Origin of the sequence: Vibrio lentus (assembly GCF_002875945.1) — a bacterium.
In the GTDB taxonomy this organism is placed as follows: Bacteria; Pseudomonadota; Gammaproteobacteria; order Enterobacterales; family Vibrionaceae; genus Vibrio; species Vibrio apostichopi.
Map to the genome: position 1 here is coordinate 1 of NZ_MCZK01000010.1, position 17,186 is coordinate 17,186.

Annotated in this window: 15 protein-coding genes; 7 read left to right on the forward strand and 8 right to left on the reverse strand. The window is 41.7% G+C overall.

Going from position 1 to position 17,186, the window contains the following annotated elements; genetic code table 11:
• Both BCT49_RS00895 and BCT49_RS00900 read left to right on the forward strand, forming a co-directional pair.
• Nucleotides 1-909, forward strand: a 909-nt coding sequence (locus BCT49_RS00895) for a response regulator (protein WP_133151626.1), incomplete at its 5' end; no start/stop codon positions are given.
• Entirely contained in the window at nt 906-2,093 is a 1,188-nt protein-coding gene (locus tag BCT49_RS00900) for an EAL domain-containing response regulator (RefSeq protein ID WP_241908007.1), read from the forward strand. The genes BCT49_RS00895 and BCT49_RS00900, both read left to right, overlap by 4 nt.
• Nucleotides 2,094-2,096: 3 nt before the next feature.
• On the opposite strand, the gene BCT49_RS00905 is transcribed toward BCT49_RS00900, so the two are convergent.
• Nucleotides 2,097-3,809, reverse strand: a complete 1,713-nt coding sequence (locus tag BCT49_RS00905; RefSeq protein WP_102433789.1) for a response regulator — start codon at nt 3,807-3,809, stop codon at nt 2,097-2,099.
• 295 nt (nt 3,810-4,104) lie between these two features.
• On the opposite strand from BCT49_RS00905, the gene BCT49_RS00910 reads away from it, so the two are divergent.
• Entirely contained in the window at nt 4,105-4,836 is a 732-nt protein-coding gene (locus BCT49_RS00910) for an EAL domain-containing protein (protein WP_102433823.1), read from the forward strand.
• Between the two features lie 8 nt (nt 4,837-4,844).
• On the opposite strand, the gene BCT49_RS00915 is transcribed toward BCT49_RS00910, so the two are convergent.
• Complete coding sequence (locus BCT49_RS00915; RefSeq protein ID WP_102433790.1) at nt 4,845-5,666, reverse strand: helix-turn-helix transcriptional regulator; 822 nt, start codon at nt 5,664-5,666, stop codon at nt 4,845-4,847.
• A 137-nt stretch (nt 5,667-5,803) separates the two neighbouring features.
• On the reverse strand, nt 5,804-6,397 hold the full coding sequence (locus tag BCT49_RS00920) for a cysteine dioxygenase (RefSeq protein WP_017079740.1): 594 nt from the start codon (nt 6,395-6,397) through the stop codon (nt 5,804-5,806).
• Between the two features lie 375 nt (nt 6,398-6,772).
• Between BCT49_RS00920 and BCT49_RS00925 the strand changes: the two genes are divergently transcribed.
• Both BCT49_RS00925 and gloA2 read left to right on the forward strand, forming a co-directional pair.
• The gene (locus tag BCT49_RS00925) at nt 6,773-7,705 is read left to right on the forward strand and encodes a LysR family transcriptional regulator (protein WP_102433791.1); all 933 of its coding nucleotides are present in this window, start codon (nt 6,773-6,775) and stop codon (nt 7,703-7,705) included.
• Nucleotides 7,705-8,088, forward strand: a complete 384-nt coding sequence (gene gloA2 / locus BCT49_RS00930) for an SMU1112c/YaeR family gloxylase I-like metalloprotein (RefSeq protein WP_102433792.1) — start codon at nt 7,705-7,707, stop codon at nt 8,086-8,088. Before BCT49_RS00925 ends, gloA2 begins: the two co-directional genes overlap by 1 nt.
• A gap of 113 nt (nt 8,089-8,201) precedes the next feature.
• On the opposite strand, the gene BCT49_RS00935 is transcribed toward gloA2, so the two are convergent.
• The 4 genes from BCT49_RS00935 to BCT49_RS00950 form a co-directional block, all read right to left on the reverse strand.
• Nucleotides 8,202-9,713: a PepSY-associated TM helix domain-containing protein gene (locus BCT49_RS00935; protein ID WP_102433793.1), complete on the reverse strand. Its 1,512-nt coding sequence runs from the start codon at nt 9,711-9,713 to the stop codon at nt 8,202-8,204.
• A 106-nt stretch (nt 9,714-9,819) separates the two neighbouring features.
• Entirely contained in the window at nt 9,820-10,176 is a 357-nt protein-coding gene (locus tag BCT49_RS00940) for a hypothetical protein (RefSeq protein ID WP_102433794.1), read from the reverse strand.
• 306 nt (nt 10,177-10,482) lie between these two features.
• Nucleotides 10,483-10,878, reverse strand: a complete 396-nt coding sequence (locus tag BCT49_RS00945) for a cytochrome b562 (protein WP_004730193.1) — start codon at nt 10,876-10,878, stop codon at nt 10,483-10,485.
• 166 nt (nt 10,879-11,044) lie between these two features.
• Complete coding sequence (locus BCT49_RS00950) at nt 11,045-11,791, reverse strand: phosphatase (RefSeq protein WP_102433795.1); 747 nt, start codon at nt 11,789-11,791, stop codon at nt 11,045-11,047.
• Between the two features lie 267 nt (nt 11,792-12,058).
• Here BCT49_RS00950 and BCT49_RS00955 point away from each other — a divergent pair, with 267 nt between their 5' ends.
• Complete coding sequence (locus BCT49_RS00955; protein WP_102433796.1) at nt 12,059-15,073, forward strand: HD domain-containing phosphohydrolase; 3,015 nt, start codon at nt 12,059-12,061, stop codon at nt 15,071-15,073.
• A 55-nt stretch (nt 15,074-15,128) separates the two neighbouring features.
• On the opposite strand, the gene BCT49_RS00960 is transcribed toward BCT49_RS00955, so the two are convergent.
• Nucleotides 15,129-16,148, reverse strand: coding sequence for a DMT family transporter (locus BCT49_RS00960; protein WP_102433797.1), 1,020 nt, complete (start codon nt 16,146-16,148; stop codon nt 15,129-15,131).
• Between the two features lie 91 nt (nt 16,149-16,239).
• Here BCT49_RS00960 and BCT49_RS00965 point away from each other — a divergent pair, with 91 nt between their 5' ends.
• Entirely contained in the window at nt 16,240-17,154 is a 915-nt protein-coding gene (locus BCT49_RS00965; RefSeq protein WP_102433798.1) for a LysR substrate-binding domain-containing protein, read from the forward strand.
• Nucleotides 17,155-17,186: the final 32 nt, after the last annotated feature.

Genomic DNA, 17,186 nt, shown 5'->3' on the forward strand with positions numbered 1-17,186 from the left:
TTTTACTTGACCACTTCAGGTACGGCAGGTAACCTAGGTGCAACTCGACTACAACAAGCTTGCGATACTTATGAATACTCTCACAACGAAGATGCTCTCAACGATATAAACTCACAGCTATGTGCTTTACTTCTACAGATTAGAACGCCTAAAGAACAGGTCGATAAGACATCAACAGAAATTATAAAGGAAGAATCAATGCAACAACTAATTGGACACGTATTGATCGTTGAAGACGATATTGTGAATCAGTTATTACTGAAGAACCAACTTAAAGAGCTGGGGCTATCAAGTGATGTTGTCAATGATGGAAATGAGGCCCTATCTCAATTACAAAATCGTAAAGATGGTTATGACTTGATTATAACAGATATTCATATGCCGAACCTTAGCGGCCCTAGCCTCGCTAAGGCTATCAAAGAAGATATCGTAAAGTACGGCTATATCAATATTGTAGGTAGTTCAGGTGAGCGCGATTACCAACTTGGTGACTTCCCTAATTTTGATGAGCTAATACTCAAACCTTTTGATGCTCAAACCATTCATAACAAGATCTCAAAATTTCTCATTAGTTCAGATGACGATTCCAGTTTTGATAACCAAGAGGAAATTGAAGACAATTTCACTCACTATAGCGCAGAAAATAAGATTGAGATCTATAACGTTATTATTAGCTCTATGACTAAAGACCTAAAGGGTTTAGACACCACAGATGATGTTAGAAGTTTGGCTCATAAAATCAAAGGCTCTGCCAATATGTTAGGGATCAGTTCTGTTTCTGAACTTGCACAATCGTTGCAAAATGAAATAGACACAGAGAAAAGTAAAGAAAAAATAGAGAGGCTTAAACTCGCTATGACAGCAACAATCAAAGATGTAAAAAACCTTCTAACTAAGGCTCATGTATGATGGATGAGTTAAGCATCCTCATCGTTGAAGACGATTTGATCCAAAGTACAAGGTTGAAAATTGATTTGAGTTTACTCGGTCATAAGACAACATATGTCGCTAATGATGGATTAGAAGCGTTAAAGATCATTGAAGCAGAAAAGATCGACTTAATCTTCTGCGATATTAATATGCCTAAGATGGACGGAATCAAGTTTCTTCTTCAATTATCAGAAATAGATAATTCTCTTGGTGTTGTTATTGTCACTGCTGTTGAGGACGACATTAGTGAATTAACCGTTAATATCTGTTCTCTATTAAACTTCAAATATCATACGTTGCTAAGAAAATCTGATATCAAGTCAAAACTATTAGAATCAATTGATGGCTTTCACAATCAAATTCAAGAAGAAAGAAATCATCAAACACCACCTCAACTGACTCTGAGTGACGTTAGATGCGCATTTTTAAATAAAAACATTATAAATCACTACCAACCTAAGGTTCTATTTTCAAATAATACACTCGTCGCAGTTGAGGCTCTAGCTAGGGTTAAGCATGAAGATTTAGGTACATTAAGTCCTATTTCTTTCATAGAGTGTATGGAAGAAAATGACATGATGGATGAATTGTTCTTTGTCGTACTAAACAATGCTGTAAAAGAAGTTGCCGCTTACCATTATGATATTTCTGTATCTATTAACATGACACAAGGCAACCTAGAAATCCCTAATGTATGTGACCAAATCATAGATGTTTGCGCTCTTCATGACTTTTCGCATCATAAGTTAACATTAGAACTCACTGAGTCTCACGCATACCAAAACAATCCAACTGCGCTAGCTACACTAGCAAGGTTGCGGATACACGGGTTCAAACTATCAATAGATGATTTTGGGACCGGATATGCCTCGTTGGATAAGCTTCTAGATCTACCCTTTACTGAGATGAAGGTCGATAGGCGCTTTATTAGCGACTTACCTTCTAAGCCTAAATATCAAGCTTTAGTAAAAATGCTCCTCCAGGTAGCCAACTCTCTTGAGATGAATACCGTTGTAGAAGGTGTTGAGGATATGGCGACTTGGAACATTTTAAAAGAACTCGGTTTTGAACAATGCCAAGGTTATTTTACAGGAGCACCGGTACCACTAGAGAAGCTTCACAACTGTTTGTCAAAGTCAGTAGTTATTTTGGACAATACTTAACGGTTAATCTAGAGCATGTTTCGCAACTCGGCTTTCAGCCAACTCAAAGTTGCGAAGCACATTTAACGTTTCTAATTCTTTTTCGTTATACAATTCTCGACATACCTTAAAGCATGATTTCAATAAGGTTTTCACTTCCCTTGCTCTGTAATTCGAAGGCCAAGCTTGGGTCAAGCACTCAATGATTTGTAAGTTAACTTCTCGAATATAAGTATTCTTAGACCTTACATCAATCAAACAATCTAAAGCAGCGACAAGCTCTTTTGACTTAATTAAATGAGTAACTCTATCCATATTGGTGTTAACAGCATCAGTTTGCGTTCTATGCTGTTGGGTCAAGGATCTAAGTAACTCAACTTGTGATTTTAACAACATAGGACTGGAATCACTCTCATCCAATAACACTTTAATTGATCTAATGCATTCACCAAACTCCTTATTAAAGGAAAGTAAGCATAGTAAATAGTTAAAGTGATATTTATTGTAAAACCCTAACACTAAGTCATTTGAATAAATGTGCTTAAGTATCGTAATTGCCTCACTCAGCTTACCTTCAAGAATGGATAAATGACACATAATGAGCTCTTGATCAACATCATAACTAGGCTGATAATCATGTTGCTCATCGGTTCGATTATTATTTTTATCCTTAATCAGTGATATCTGCCTAAATTCATTTAATGCTTCTATTTTTAATTTTTTAGGGTCTTCTTCTACTTGGTCTTCATTTATTACTAGGCTATCTTTTTCAATCGAGTCATAAATAAATAGTATACATCGAATGTAGTTATAACGTGACTCTAAGCTGTCTCGATATGTATCAATATTAAGTTCATAATACATCATAAACCTCGCAGCAGCGTTTCTATAATCACCTTGAGAAACACATAGGTTTGCAATAACCAATTCTCTTTCAGGGTTACCAGGAGTCAATTCTGAAATAATAGAAAACTGTTTTATCGCTTTAGGAATATCACCATTATAAATGTCATATTTTGCATTTAACGTCATGGCTTGTGTCGAGTTAGGCACCTTTGCCAGCATTTTCTCGACAATAGATTGAGCTCTAGCAAACTCACCCAGCTCTATTAAGCTATCGGCTAAACCTGCATTTGCCCACTCAACATCTTTTTCAACAATAATTGAGTCATAAAGCTCTTTCGCTTCATTAAACATGTTTAACAATGCGTAGAACTCTCCTCTAAATTTTTGTATTAGAAAGTGGTATTGGGGGTGCTCAAACTCCAGTTCGTCACATAACTTAAGGCCACGAGTATAATCTTTCTGATTTTTAGCTTGGTATAGTTTATATAATGCCGACTTTCTTGCGAGTGACCTTCTAATCTTGTTAGTAAAATAGACTGAATTAAAAGGCTTTAAAATATATTCATCAGGAGAGAGTTCAATAATAGAGCGAACGATTTTTGATAATGACTCGCCAGTTATTACTATAAAGCTACTTTTTGGCTTTATGAGGCTATAGTGTTGAAGCTCTTCAAAAACTTGCTTTCCATTAAGGCGAGTATAAAAATTATAATCACAAATAATCAGGTCAAAACCCATTTTTTTACAGTGCCAAATTGCAGCTTTAGGATCTTTTGCATGATAAATATTTTTATCATGCAAGCCTAAGCTAATCAACATTCTTCGAATACTCGACAAGATCACCGGGGAGTCATCAACTATTAAAGCTAGTATGTCACTGTAATTTTTCATAAATGGGGTGCTCTCCTATAACCGGGCAAGTGTAACATGACCAATTTTGTAAATAATCCCTCCAGTTACAAAAAAATGTGATGCGCGTTTTTATTGACTTAGGATCACACTTTTACACCAACAACATCTAACCAACTGATATAAAAGAAAATATTAGAAAATATAATATTTACCTCTCATTCATATCAAATATCAATTTTTCATCTCAGAACGATATAGTGATGATTCTCCGCTTCTCTCAGAATGTGCGGCCGCTACGCCGCTATACAGATGAGACAAGATGAGAAACAAGCACATGACCCTATCCGATCACACCATACAAGAAGCCTTCGAAAACGACTGGTACACCTGCTTTTATCAGCCAAAGGTTCAGCCTAGTGTCGAAAAAGTGACTGGAGTTGAAGCATTATTTCGCCTAGACATCCCAGAAGAAGGGATTTTCTCTCCAGGCGTGTTTATCGATCGTGCGTTTGCATTGGGTTATGAAGAAGAGATTTTCTTTAGTGTGCTTGAGCAATCATTAACAGAGGTAAAATCGCTTTCTGTTCACTTGAACTTAGCCGTGAACATCAGTAAGAAAGTACTGGCGAACCCAGATAACGTGCAGAAAGTTCGTGAGTTACTTTGGAATGCGTCTTTCAAGGCAGAACAGCTTACCTTTGAACTCAGTGAAAATGATCAGTTAGATGAGCAGCTTTGTGAGCAAATAAAGCGCTTTAAGTCTCTGGGCGTCAGAATTTCTATCGACGATTTTGGTATTGGCTATTCAGATATGAATAAGGTGATGGGTCTTAATGTCGATGAAGTGAAGTTCGATAAATCGATTGTGAATAGTATTGAGCCAGCAAGCTCCGACTTGGTTAAGCGCGCTTTGGCGTACTGCAAAAAGTCTGGAATCGAAACCGTTGCGGAAGGCGTTGAAGACACAGATACACGTCAACTGGTCCACCAGCTAGGTTTTGATCGCTACCAAGGCTTTTTGTACTCGAAACCTCTGCCTTTAACCGATCTAAGGCTGGTCATGTAGAACACTTTTTACAAGCTAGAGCTTAAAACAAACTCGACGCTTTTTTTCTTCTGCTTGAGGTCATGGTAACGGATGTACTTGAAGTAGATATCGTGTTTATTTTGGATGTTTTGAGAAAAGGGATTTTTCACCACTTTCTTTATATCTGCCTTGAAAAACGGCATGCCGAGCTTGCTCATGTAAGGCTCTAAATACAGGTCATACAGGAACTGACACATGGCAGGATCAAGGGTTGGAAACCGAAACTCTGTATCAGACAAATTATCCGCCATGTAATCGAAGATCTTACGACGAATCACAATGCTAACGGCGCCAACACTGCAAAGCATCTTACTTAAGCCGTCATACACCACATGACCAATAATGACTCCCTCAAAAAGAAAGCAAAGCACCTGCATATCTTCTTTTTTCACGCCCAGATGCTGAGATACCTCGATAAAATCTTTGCCATAGGTTTTTTGATGCATAATTTGAATCGACTTAAGCCTTTTCGCTGGAAGTGCTCCCATGTTAAATGACTCAACGCTAGTCACCTCATAGTCATACCCAATATCAACACTAAACGGGCGTTCCACGTTCTTGGTTGCCGCTTTCACCTGCACCATCTCTTCTACTGAAAAGTCATAGTCGATCTGAAAGAAGCTCGCGATACCAAGGCGACGAACAAAACTAGGCAGCGTCTTTGCCCTTTCCCACTGGCTGACCATTACCTGATTGACACCAAAAAACGCCCGATGAGAATTGGAAAGCAATTCTGCAAATTCTTCCTGTGAAATGGAGACTGATTCACGAAGTCGTTTTAACTCTATTGGGAAATTTTCTTTATTCATCTGTCACTTACCTAGCTTTTTAACTAGTGTAGTTTACTTATCACTACTATGACATGAAGCATCGAACATAACCTCGTTTAATCAGAATTCACTCCAGAGCTTGGTGAAACTAACAGGCAATTCGCTACGTAAAAATGTTAAATCTCGTAGGCCCAGCACTCTTGTTGTATATCGAGCAGCTCTGACTTACCGCTCTCTAGCTGATAGAGGTGGAATTGGCTTAAAGGGGGCGAATACACGTGCAACGTAATTAGCGGTTCATCGCCAGCCTGTAGATTCGATATCTGATGGATATCATTATCTTTACTTACAGTCACACTGCCCTCTTGGAAATGAGTCGACTGAGAAGCAAAAATATGGCCATTAGCCGCCGTTTCAAACAAGGTTTCCGTTGCTTGCCCATGTAGAACCTTTACGCCACAAGACGTATTCAAATGATCATGTATTTTACTTCTTTGCCCGTTAAGCCAGCTCAAAATTAAAACTTCACAGTGGTCATTTTTGAAAAGCCTTTGTCGGCAATATGTTTCTTTATCGAAACTTGCCAACGACTTGATCTCTTCTTTACTCAGCTCGATGTTATCCAATATGAACCGAATAGAGGCCAGAGACATAGGTTTATTCGCCAGCTGTATTTGGTCCATAAACTCTTGGAAATTAAGCTCGTAATCGTTATTAATTAACGCGGCTAACGCGGGAGATTGCGTTGGGGTGATATCAGTACGTTGCAAAATACTTACCTCTGACGATGCTTTCGCACTTCCGAACTCGAAGTTAAAAGTTCTCTTCGAACGATGAAAATATAGCTGATTCGATTCAGCATTAGTTGGAGGGATACTAACACCGTTTAATTGAAATTTAACAAGCAATCATAAGTATTTACATTCATATAACAAAAGCATCTAACAACCAATTTGAAGCAACGGAATCGCCATATTGACTTGAGACGTGAATAACTGAGTAATATGAAATAGGAACAACAGAAGAACGGCTTCCATCACGACTAATACTACGCGTATCAATTAATGAAATTGATTCACAAATTAGAAGAGATCACTCACAATCAAGATTATGGTCACCGTTGAAATCAGTCTAACTGGATACTTATGATTAACCCAAAACTCATCGCCCTACTTCCCGATCTCGCCTCGTTTATCTTAGTTGTGAATGAAGGTAGCTTTACCGCTGCAGCAAAGCTGCTAGGCGTGACACCTTCAGCGTTGAGTAAATTGATAACACGTTTAGAAAAAGCGCTCTCAGTAAAGCTATTTGAACGTACCACTCGTACATTGATCATCACGCAGGCCGGTCAGTTGGTATACGACCAAAGCGTGGTCATGATTAATGCGGCGCAACAAGCGGTTGAGCTGTCTACCTCCGACCATACTGAACCTGCAGGTTCTATAACGGTAGCGGCGCCAGAAGCCTTCTTAAACTCGGTACTGCAGCCTTTCGTTGTTCCATTCTTAAATCAGTATCCAGAGATTCAACTCAAGCTAAGAGCCGCCGATGGCGACATCGACATATTGCGCCAAGGCATCGACATCGCATTTCGCCTTACCGATAAGCCCGACGAGAGCTTGGTTTTGAAAGAGCTTGGAAAAACGAACCTCGTGTTATGTGCGAGCCCCGACTATCTAGATGCCAAAGGAATTCCTCACCACCCTACCGAGCTTTCTGAGCACGACTGCTTATACCTTGCAGAAACAGATAAAGACCACATTTGGGACTTCCTTAAAGATGATGAGTTTTACACAGTACCCGTCAGCGGACGTTACGCTGTGAACCACTCTCAGATGCGATTGAAAGGCGTTAAAGAAGGGCTTGGCGTGGGTATTTTTCATGACTTCGTGATTCAAGATGCATTAGCTGAAGGTTCTGTAGTTCAAGTATTGGAAGATTGGACCATCAAGAGTAACTACCATGGCGCTATCGCGATGCAGTTTGCTCAAACCAAGTACATGCCTGCTCGCCTGCGTGTATTCATTGATTACGCGATGGAGCACTTAGGTGACAAGCTGGCAGGAGAAATAAACTGATGCTGAAAGGAATACACCACGCCGCCATTATTTGCTCAGACTACGAAGTCTCTAAACGCTTTTATACGAAAGTTTTAAAGCTTGAGGTGATTGCGGAGAATTATCGTGAAGCGCGTCAGTCGTATAAGCTCGACTTGGCACTGCCTAATGGCGCTCAAATAGAATTATTCAGCTTCCCTAACGCACCTGAAAGACCAAGCTTTCCAGAAGCTCAAGGGCTGAGACATTTGGCTTTTTGTGTTGATGACGTTCAACATGCCAAAAGCTATTTGGAAGAACAAGGCATTGAAGTCGAACCGATTCGAGTTGATGAGTTTACGGAGAAATCATTTACGTTTTTCGCAGACCCAGACGGCCTGCCGCTAGAGCTTTATCAGATCTAAAGCTTTATCAAATCTAGAGCTGTATCAAGTCTAAAGTCTGCCTCACAGAAGAAGCGCTCATCTGATTGATAAAACGGACCTTCTCAAATCGAGAAAGTCCGTTTGCATGTCAATTAACTCAATGCCGTCTTGAATTTCTCAACGCGTGAAAACAGTAACCAATCCAATAGCATTGCAGCCACAATCGTTGCACCCGCGAGTGGAAACAGTACCGAAATAACAACCACAGTCACCAAGCCTGCTTTCCATAAGCCTGCATCACCAAACTTCGGTGGCGTTCCCAGCTTTCTTTGGCCTGAAGGTCTGCGCATCCACCACATTACTCCACCAGTCACCGACACCACTATGAAGGCCAAACAGAACAACGCGTTTAGAAGCTTGTTGATGATGCTGATGTCACCTTGGTGCAGAGAAATACCAACGGCTAAAGTTTTGGCGAATAAATTGTAATCTTGCCACGTTACCTCTCCTAGAATGCGCCCTGAATATTGGTCGAGGTGAGTCGTGCGATCTTTAGTTGGGTCGATAATGTCACCTCCCATAGTATTCGCGGCCACGGTGTAAACACCCGACTCTGAACGTGGGAAATTAACTTTATACTGCGTAAAACCAAGTGATTGAGCTTTTGCTATCACACCATCAATAGAGAAATTACTGGCGGATAACACATGCTGAGAATGATCCTCACCCATCTTAGAATGATCATGAGGTTCAGTCGCCTCTTCTGCATGATGCACATGTTCGGCTGGCTTATCTTGAGACAAAGGCAATGGCGTTTGCTCTAGGTTCCAAGGCATTTCTTCTTCCGACCCGTGATTTAAAGAAGCATGCGTTTCGTTAGAAAGGGGAATGTCGTCCCACATTTGAGCAGGAAAAGTACTCCAGGCTTGCACTAGCTTACCGCCCCAAAAACCTGTCCATGATAATCCCGAGAGAATAAACAACAGAAGAATGAATGACAGTGTCCCACCAATATTCGCATGCAAATCACGCATTAATACACGTGTTCCTGAAGCAAATCTAAGCTTGAGAAAACCAGCGCGGCTCGCGTTGTCTCGAGGAAGCCATAAATAGATTCCACTCACTAACAGTAGGATCGACAAGCTGATTGCAACCTCAATCAGGTAATCACCCCAATCGCCAATCAGTAATGTTCCGTGAATATCATTCGCGAGCTGATAAAGGCTATCGCTGCGCGGGATTTCTCCTACCACTTCGCCCGTGTATTGATTCACCGTGGCGAAAACAGATGTTCCGTCTTCAAGTGCTACCGAAAAGCGGTTGGCCAAATCAGGCGCTTTACTCGGTACAAATTGTGTCACCGAACCTTGTGGGTATTGATTTTGTACGACAGCTAATTGTTGCGACACCTTAATCGGTTCGCCCGATGCAACAATCTCAATCTCATCGTGATGGAAAGCGAGTTCGATTTCATCATCAAACAGCATCACCAAGCCTGTAATGCTTAGCATTAACATAAACGGGATAACGAATAGCCCAGCATAGAAGTGCCAACGCCAAGTGAGGAAGTAGAGGGTTTTATTGCGATCTTTCGTTTTTACACTGCTTTTAGACTGCGAATTAGCTTGTGCTTTCGCAGTATCTTGAGATTCATTTCTCAACATTATTATTTCCTTTGACACACGCAAACATACCTTCTGAAAAAACCAGAAAGTAATCTGAGCATGGTTAACTTTACTTAATACTTTATTTTTTAATTATTTTAGTGGGTTAGATATAAGCAAGATCAAAGGGAGGGCCACGTGGGGCTTGCCTCATGTAGCGTTCGCTTAGAGCCAAAAAAGCGTAGCTGTCTGAGACAATAGAACTCAGTCGAGTTGTCAGTAGTGTAGTTGGAAGTTCGTCTTGGTGAAACGTGGAAAAATGGCTAAAGGGACACGGCTTTCCTTTGTGGGTATTGGGTTCGCCTTCTTCAATTTGAACCAGTTCAAAGCCGTTGACCGTACATAACGACGCCCATACTCCCGCACTATTACCATGAGCATTGATAACAGGCATTAATGTTACTAGCACCCAGCTTAATGCTGTAGCAAGTAACATGGAGAAGTTGAACGAGGTTCGGCGCATTATTCCTAATCTTTATAAATTTCCCTTATTATGAGGCACTTGCTATATAGGTAAACGTAAAGATTAACATCAGGTTAAAAAATTGAAGCTAACGCACACTCTTTTTAGTTAAAAACTGGTTACAACGAAAGAGCCAAGAAAATGTGGCGAAACTCGACATAACAAACTGTTTATAAAAAAGACAATAAAAAACGCCGCCTTACACCTTCTCCTAAGAGGATAATGTAAGGCGGCGTTTTAGAAATCAAATCTTAAGGTTTTGCTCTTTGATACGTATCTAACAAGCAAACTCTATTGGTTAGCAGATTAACCGAAGATCTTGCTCCAAATGCTTGGATTACGCTTCTCGTGATACTCTTCACGAAGACCATCGATAGTACGAAGCTCTTGTTGTGCTGATTCAAATTCGCCTTGGTCTAGCTTCTTCTCAATGCTATCAATCGATGCACTGATCTTTTTGAAACCTTCCATGAAGTGTTCTTCTTTCTCAATTGGGTAAACACCCGTTTTGAGCTCAGCAACTAACGTGTCGATACGTACGATAGGCTTTTGCATCTCTTCAATGTTTTGAGCTTCTGCCGCTTGTTTGAACGCAAGCTTCATTTCTTGCATGTTTTTCTTAAGGTCAACATTAGCAAAAGCGTTGCCAGACAATAGCGAAGCAGCGATTAAGCCAGATAAAAGGATTGAGCGAGTTTTCATTGTTTCTCCAGGTGAAGCGATGTCTTTGAAGATAGCGCCATCGTTATTGTGGCACTTCGACTTTATTATTTTCGGCTAGTGTATACAAAAATCCGTCGGGTACAAAAATTGATTGTGTCGAAATGCAAACTAGCTAGCTAATTACTGACAAGTACCGGGCAAACCATCACTCAAATACCGAAAACTCGGCAATCGATTGACGACCACGCAATGCCAAAAAGGCTAAGAATTGCTGTGGTGAATAGGTAATAACCTTGCTCGAATCCACGCCCACCTCATCAAGTAGTGAAGACACGAGATCCAACCCGCCCACATCTACGCAGAAATGCGCATCGCTACCTGTCGTAATAAATGCCCCTTTCGCTTTAGCAATTCTTGCGATCTCGTAACAACGATCGACACTGCCAACGCGGCTATTGCCTTTAAGCGTGGTGTTATTAATTTCGATTGCTACGTTATGTTCTGCCGCGCATTGAATCACAGCTTCAAAATCGAAATCAAAATTAGGATTTCCTAAGTGACCAAGTGCGTCAATGCGACCACCTTTAATCACATTCAACAACGCTTCTGTGTGAGTGGCAACATCCGATGGACGAAATACTGGCTCATGAAAACTCGCGATCACCCAATCCAAGTTCTTATCGACACTCGGATGAATATCTATTTCACCCTGTGTGTTCATGATGTTGGACTCAACACCACGAATAATTGCGACATCTTCAATAAAACGAGGAAGCACACGCTGGTTACTGAAGAACCAATAGTGTGGCGCGCCCGGCATAGACTCGGAATGGTCAGTAGTACAAAACATAGCTAAACCGTTTTGTTTCGCCGATTTCGCGTTTTCGATCAGCGTGCTGTAAGCATGACCACTTGCATATGTGTGGGTGTGGGTATCTACTTTAAGTTTCATGAATCAATGCCCTCATAGCTTGGTCTTTAAACGTTTTTCAAAAAGGTATTCCTGAACCCCTTTTTGAAATGGAGTGCCTCGTGGCAACAATTTAACCAGTTTATCAGCTGAAAGTGACAATTAGCACTTAAAGATAAGGCTTTATTGTTATTTCACTTCGTCACAGTAAAGCACTGCGTATCCAAACCAACGTCTTAATTACACCAATTTTTTGCAACCTACCCAAGTTCGTCAATACTTATACCAGTTAACAAGCTGGAGTGTTTGATGAGACGAAGACGATATCCGCTGAGTATCCACATCACTAGCCTTTTCCTGATTTTGACAACACTTGTTGGTGCCGTACTTATCTCAATAAGCTACCGCCATTCGCAAGAGTTGCTATTAGGCACGGTGCGCGAAATCAGTAATGAACATCGCGATAAACTGGAATCGGTATTTAAGCAAGCCATCGCGCCCGTTATCACAACCTTGAATGTGATGGCTGTAAGCCCGTTTGTTTCTCATCAAACTTCGTCTACTGAGCAGGAATCTTGGATCGCTTCTATCGACATCATATTTAAGCAAAATACCAATTTAGTCGCGCTGTTTTATGGGTCTGATGATGGAGAGTTTAGGATTTTCCGACCACTGAGCACCAACAAACAAAGACTTGAAAACAACGCACCAGCCAAAGCCACGATGATGGTCAGTACGATCAACCTAAAGGGCGAAAATCTTATCTCTTATCTTGATGGCGCACATAAGGTATTGAGCATCGTACAACAAGAGAGTGAGTTTAACCCTACCACCCGACCTTGGTTTCGCAACGCTAAACCCGATGGAACAATCAAACTCTCTGAGCCTTATCTGTTTTACTTTCTTAAGAAGAACGGCATCACCCTTTCAAGGCGAACTTATGAGGGTAATCATGTGGTTGGCGCTGATTTCACTTTGGACTCTTTATCCTCTCAAATAAGCCAACTCGCCTATTCACCACAGAGCCGCTTGGCTTTGTTTGACCAACATTTCAACCTGTTAGGCCAACACCAACTTGACCTAGCAATACCCAACTTAAGCCCCATAGGTGATAACGACCGCACCAATAGCAACTTAGAGGACAATAAAAGATCTAGTAGTGAGCAAAGCCAACAACTATTCAACATCCCTAAACGTGATCAAATGGCCGCCTTAAAGTCGTCTGTTCTAGCCCCTCTTATTTCTGATGAAGAGAAATTCAACCTCAATTTAAAGAACATTGAGTACAACCTAAACACTTGGGCATTAACATTAACGCCCGTTGAGCTGACCCAAGATGTCACCCTTTATTTGGCCGAAGCGACACCGCACAATGATCTGCTTTCTGATCTTATCTCGATGCGTGATAAACAAGTTGCCGTCGCGATTGGTATGTTGTTTATCTGTTTTGGTATCGTGTGGTTGGTCGCCAATCGCCTTTCTCAACCTCTCAATACACTCATGCAGCTGACTGACAACATTGCTCGATTTGATTTCAGACGAACCCATTACCCCAAGAGCATGATCAAAGAAGTGGCCAACCTCGCCCATTCCATTGAGCTGATGGAACACACACTTCATGATCTGATTAATTTACTGCGAGACACCGCGGGTAATCAGGAGTTTTCGATATTAGCCAAAAATATTGCCCATCAAAGCTACCTAATTACCAAAGCTGAAACCATCGTGCTGTTTACTCAGTCCGAAGAAAAGGATGTGTTTGATACGGCAGCCAACCTCGCCATTCTTCCCTTTAAGGCCGACATCAATGACTTCATCAAGCATACCCCTTGGTTGCTGTGTCAGCTTAAATCTGGCGAGACCATTCACCTCAACCGAGAGGATAATGTTCTTAACTATTATCAAGATTCTATCTTCAATTCAGATCTGTACCTATTCCCTCTGTTGAATCGTGAAAAGTTGTTGGTGGGCATTGTTGTGATTGGCTATGAGAGACCGATCACCAAGATACAGGCAGATAAACATGCCTTTTTAAGAGAGCTGCTTAGCTTTGCCGAAATAGCTAAAGACAACATTGACCAAATGCAGCAACAGAAAGACATGCTCAATGCCTTCATAGAATTGATCGCCTCTGCGATTGATACCAAATCGCCTTACACGGGCGGACATTGCCAACGTGTTCCTGAGCTCACCAAATGGTTAACCCAAGCCACCATAGACGATGACCGTTACTACCCACAGTTCTCACTCGATAACAAACAATGGGAAGAACTGATGTTAGCGGCTTGGCTGCACGATTGTGGCAAAGTGACCACACCAGAATATGTGGTAGATAAGGCAACAAAATTAGAAACGATATATGACCGAATCCACGAAATACGCATGCGTTTTGAATTGCTAAAGCAACAAGCTGAAACCGATTATTGGAAAGCCATGGCGAACGGTGCACTCCAAGAAGAGCAACTTAAAATACTCGAACAAAGTCTGTCTGAATTGGATGAAGAGTTTGCCTTCGTTGCACAGTGCAACCTTGGCGGGGAGTCGATGACGGACGAGCAATTAGATCGCTTAGACCAAATAGCCAAACGCCAATGGAAACGAACACTCGATGATCAACTAGGGTTATCTTGGTCTGAAAAAGAGAGATTTAATGCACAACAAGACACCACAGAGAATAGTGAAGCTGAGCCAACAAGCAAAAACCAAACACTACCGGTGATGGAGCCACTGCTTGCTGATAAACCCGAACATAAAATACCTTGGGATAATGGCTTTAACCCAGCCGACGTGTGGCAAGAAGCGTTTGTACTCAAGCCCGGTGAAGTGAAGTACAACCAGGGTGAATTGCACAATTTGAAAGTACGTCGCGGTACCTTAAACGACGAAGAACGCTTCATGATAAACGACCATATCATTCAAACCTTCACCATGCTCAACAAGCTCCCTTACCCATCTTATCTCAAGAACATTCCTGACATTGCCAGCGGACACCACGAACGTATCGATGGTAAGGGTTACCCGAGAGGCTTAAACGAAGATCAATTACCTCTGCCTTCTAGAGCGATGGCGATCGCTGATGTATTTGAAGCGCTCACCTCCAGTGATCGCCCGTATAAGAAAGGCAAACTCCTAAGCGAATCACTCAATATCATGACCGACATGGCCACCAGCGGTCATATCGATCCAAAATTGTATCTACTGTTCTTAGAAAACAAAATCTATGACAAATACGCGGAGCGATTCCTTGAAACTAACCAACGCTGCGAGATTGATCAGAGTAAGCATATCGAACGAGTAAAAGAGTACATACGTTCATTGTTCTAGACTCTAAGTTCTAAGTTTCAGTCTGTAGCTTTTAGTCTTTAACTTAGCTCAATGTTTAGCTTTTAGCGGCAGACTCCAACACCGTAACGTTCGCTACAGTCACTGTGGTGCTCGATGTTTGCTTGGCTTTCACTCTGCTGTGTCTTTTAGCCAATAGAGTATTGGTTATGCTCGCCACGACGATCAAATTGATGCCGATTAGCTGCTGAGTAGAAAACACATCATCAAAGAACAAGCTCTGCCATAACGCACTGAACAGCATGTTAGTAAAAATTAGGGGAGCTAATTGAGAACCGCTGTCTGCCAACTTGTACGCTTTCGAGCGGAAGATTTGCGTGTTAATGGTAAACAGAGCCAATCCAAAAGCGCCCAACCCAATCCAACGTAAGTCATCAAAAGATAACAGAGCCGACAAGGTTTCATTGTCCGCAGCACTCTCAAGCACAACAGGAACAGCAGATACTGAAGTAAACACAACCATTGGTATCACAATGATTGCCGCGACCAAGAACGTCCACGCGTTAAGCTCTGCGGGTGTCAGGCTCGTCTTAGAGGCTCGGTACAAGCTCACCTGTGAGCCAGAGTTAAACATCCCCGCCAATAAACCCAGCAACAGTGCAGGTCTAAAGAACTCAGAGCCAAACTCAAACTGCGACCAATCCCCTGCCATCATCACGACACCAACAAAGGTAATCCCTAAACAAGCGATGGTCGTTGTATGGATCTTAGTTCCAAACATTAATTTTTCTAACAACGGAATAAACAGTGGACCCGTGCTGAATAAGACCACACCTTCAACCAACGTTAAGGTTTGTAATGAAGTCAGGAAACACCACTGGCATGCCACCATAAAGATCGCACGCATCACCAAAGGCTTCCACATATCGAGTGAAGGTTTTGTGATCTTGTAAAACATCAAGAATAGAAATAAAAACAGACTGGGTAAGAAAAAACGCACAAAACTCAATAACGAAATGGGCATCGTTTCAGATAGATACTTGGCCATCAAGCCACTTAAAGACAAACTGAACGTCGACAACAACATAAAAGTCGTCGCCTTGGTAATATCAGACATAATTATCACCTCCTATGACACCTATTTTAGAAGCGTGACGTGATGAAAAATAGCGAGTAATATTAACGGTAACTGTAAGGAAAACTTACCAATGAAAAAACTCGTTCCGCTTAAATCCGTTTATGCGTTCATCGCTGTGGCTGAAACTGGCAGCATGACCGACGCCGCTCGTGTGTTGTACGTCAGCCACTCTGCGGTAAGCCAAGCTATCAAATCATTGGAACAACTGGTCAATAAACCATTATTCCAACGTGTAGGCCGTCGTGTTGTGCTTAATGCCGCAGGTAAGCGATATTATCGTAAAGTCGCGCCTGCACTGGAACAGGTGATAGAAGCCACCGAAGAACTGGCAAGAATGCCTAACGATCACCGCATTACTCTCAACATGGTCAATTCACTCGCGATGCACTGGTGGATCCCTCGAGTGCCCGACTTCCAAGCCTTTGCTCCCTCTCTTGATATCCGTATTTCCACGTTAACCGGCCCTTTTGATATCGAGCAGGAAGGTGTCGATATTGCCCTTGTCCATGGCAAGCCGAACGAGTGGGACAAATATTACAGCGAAAAGCTCGGTAACGATGATCTGGTATTGGTGTGCAGCCCGGCACTATTGAAAAACCAAATGGGGTTAAGCGTTGAACAACTTGTGAAACAAAACCCAACCATTGGTGCGTTTAACCCAAGACGACAACATGACTGGCAAGTGTGGTGTGATCATTACCAAATACCAATGCCGACGTTCCACAGTAACTTAACGTTCGATGTCTCCATTCAAGCCGTACAAGCTGCGACTCGTTCGCTTGGTGTATTAGTCACTCACCGCTTGTTTGTGAAAGATGACATCAGCCATGGCATGTTGGTCGAAATTAGTGAGCCAGTGGCTAACCCCCATCAAGATTTCTATTTCGTTTGTCCAAAAAACAAATTAAAACAAGAAAGTGTGCTAAAACTGAGAACATGGTTGAGGCATGAATTCACTCGCTCAGAGACAAAGCTCAGCGAGTAACTAATCATCAAGTAACCAATCATTTAGTAACA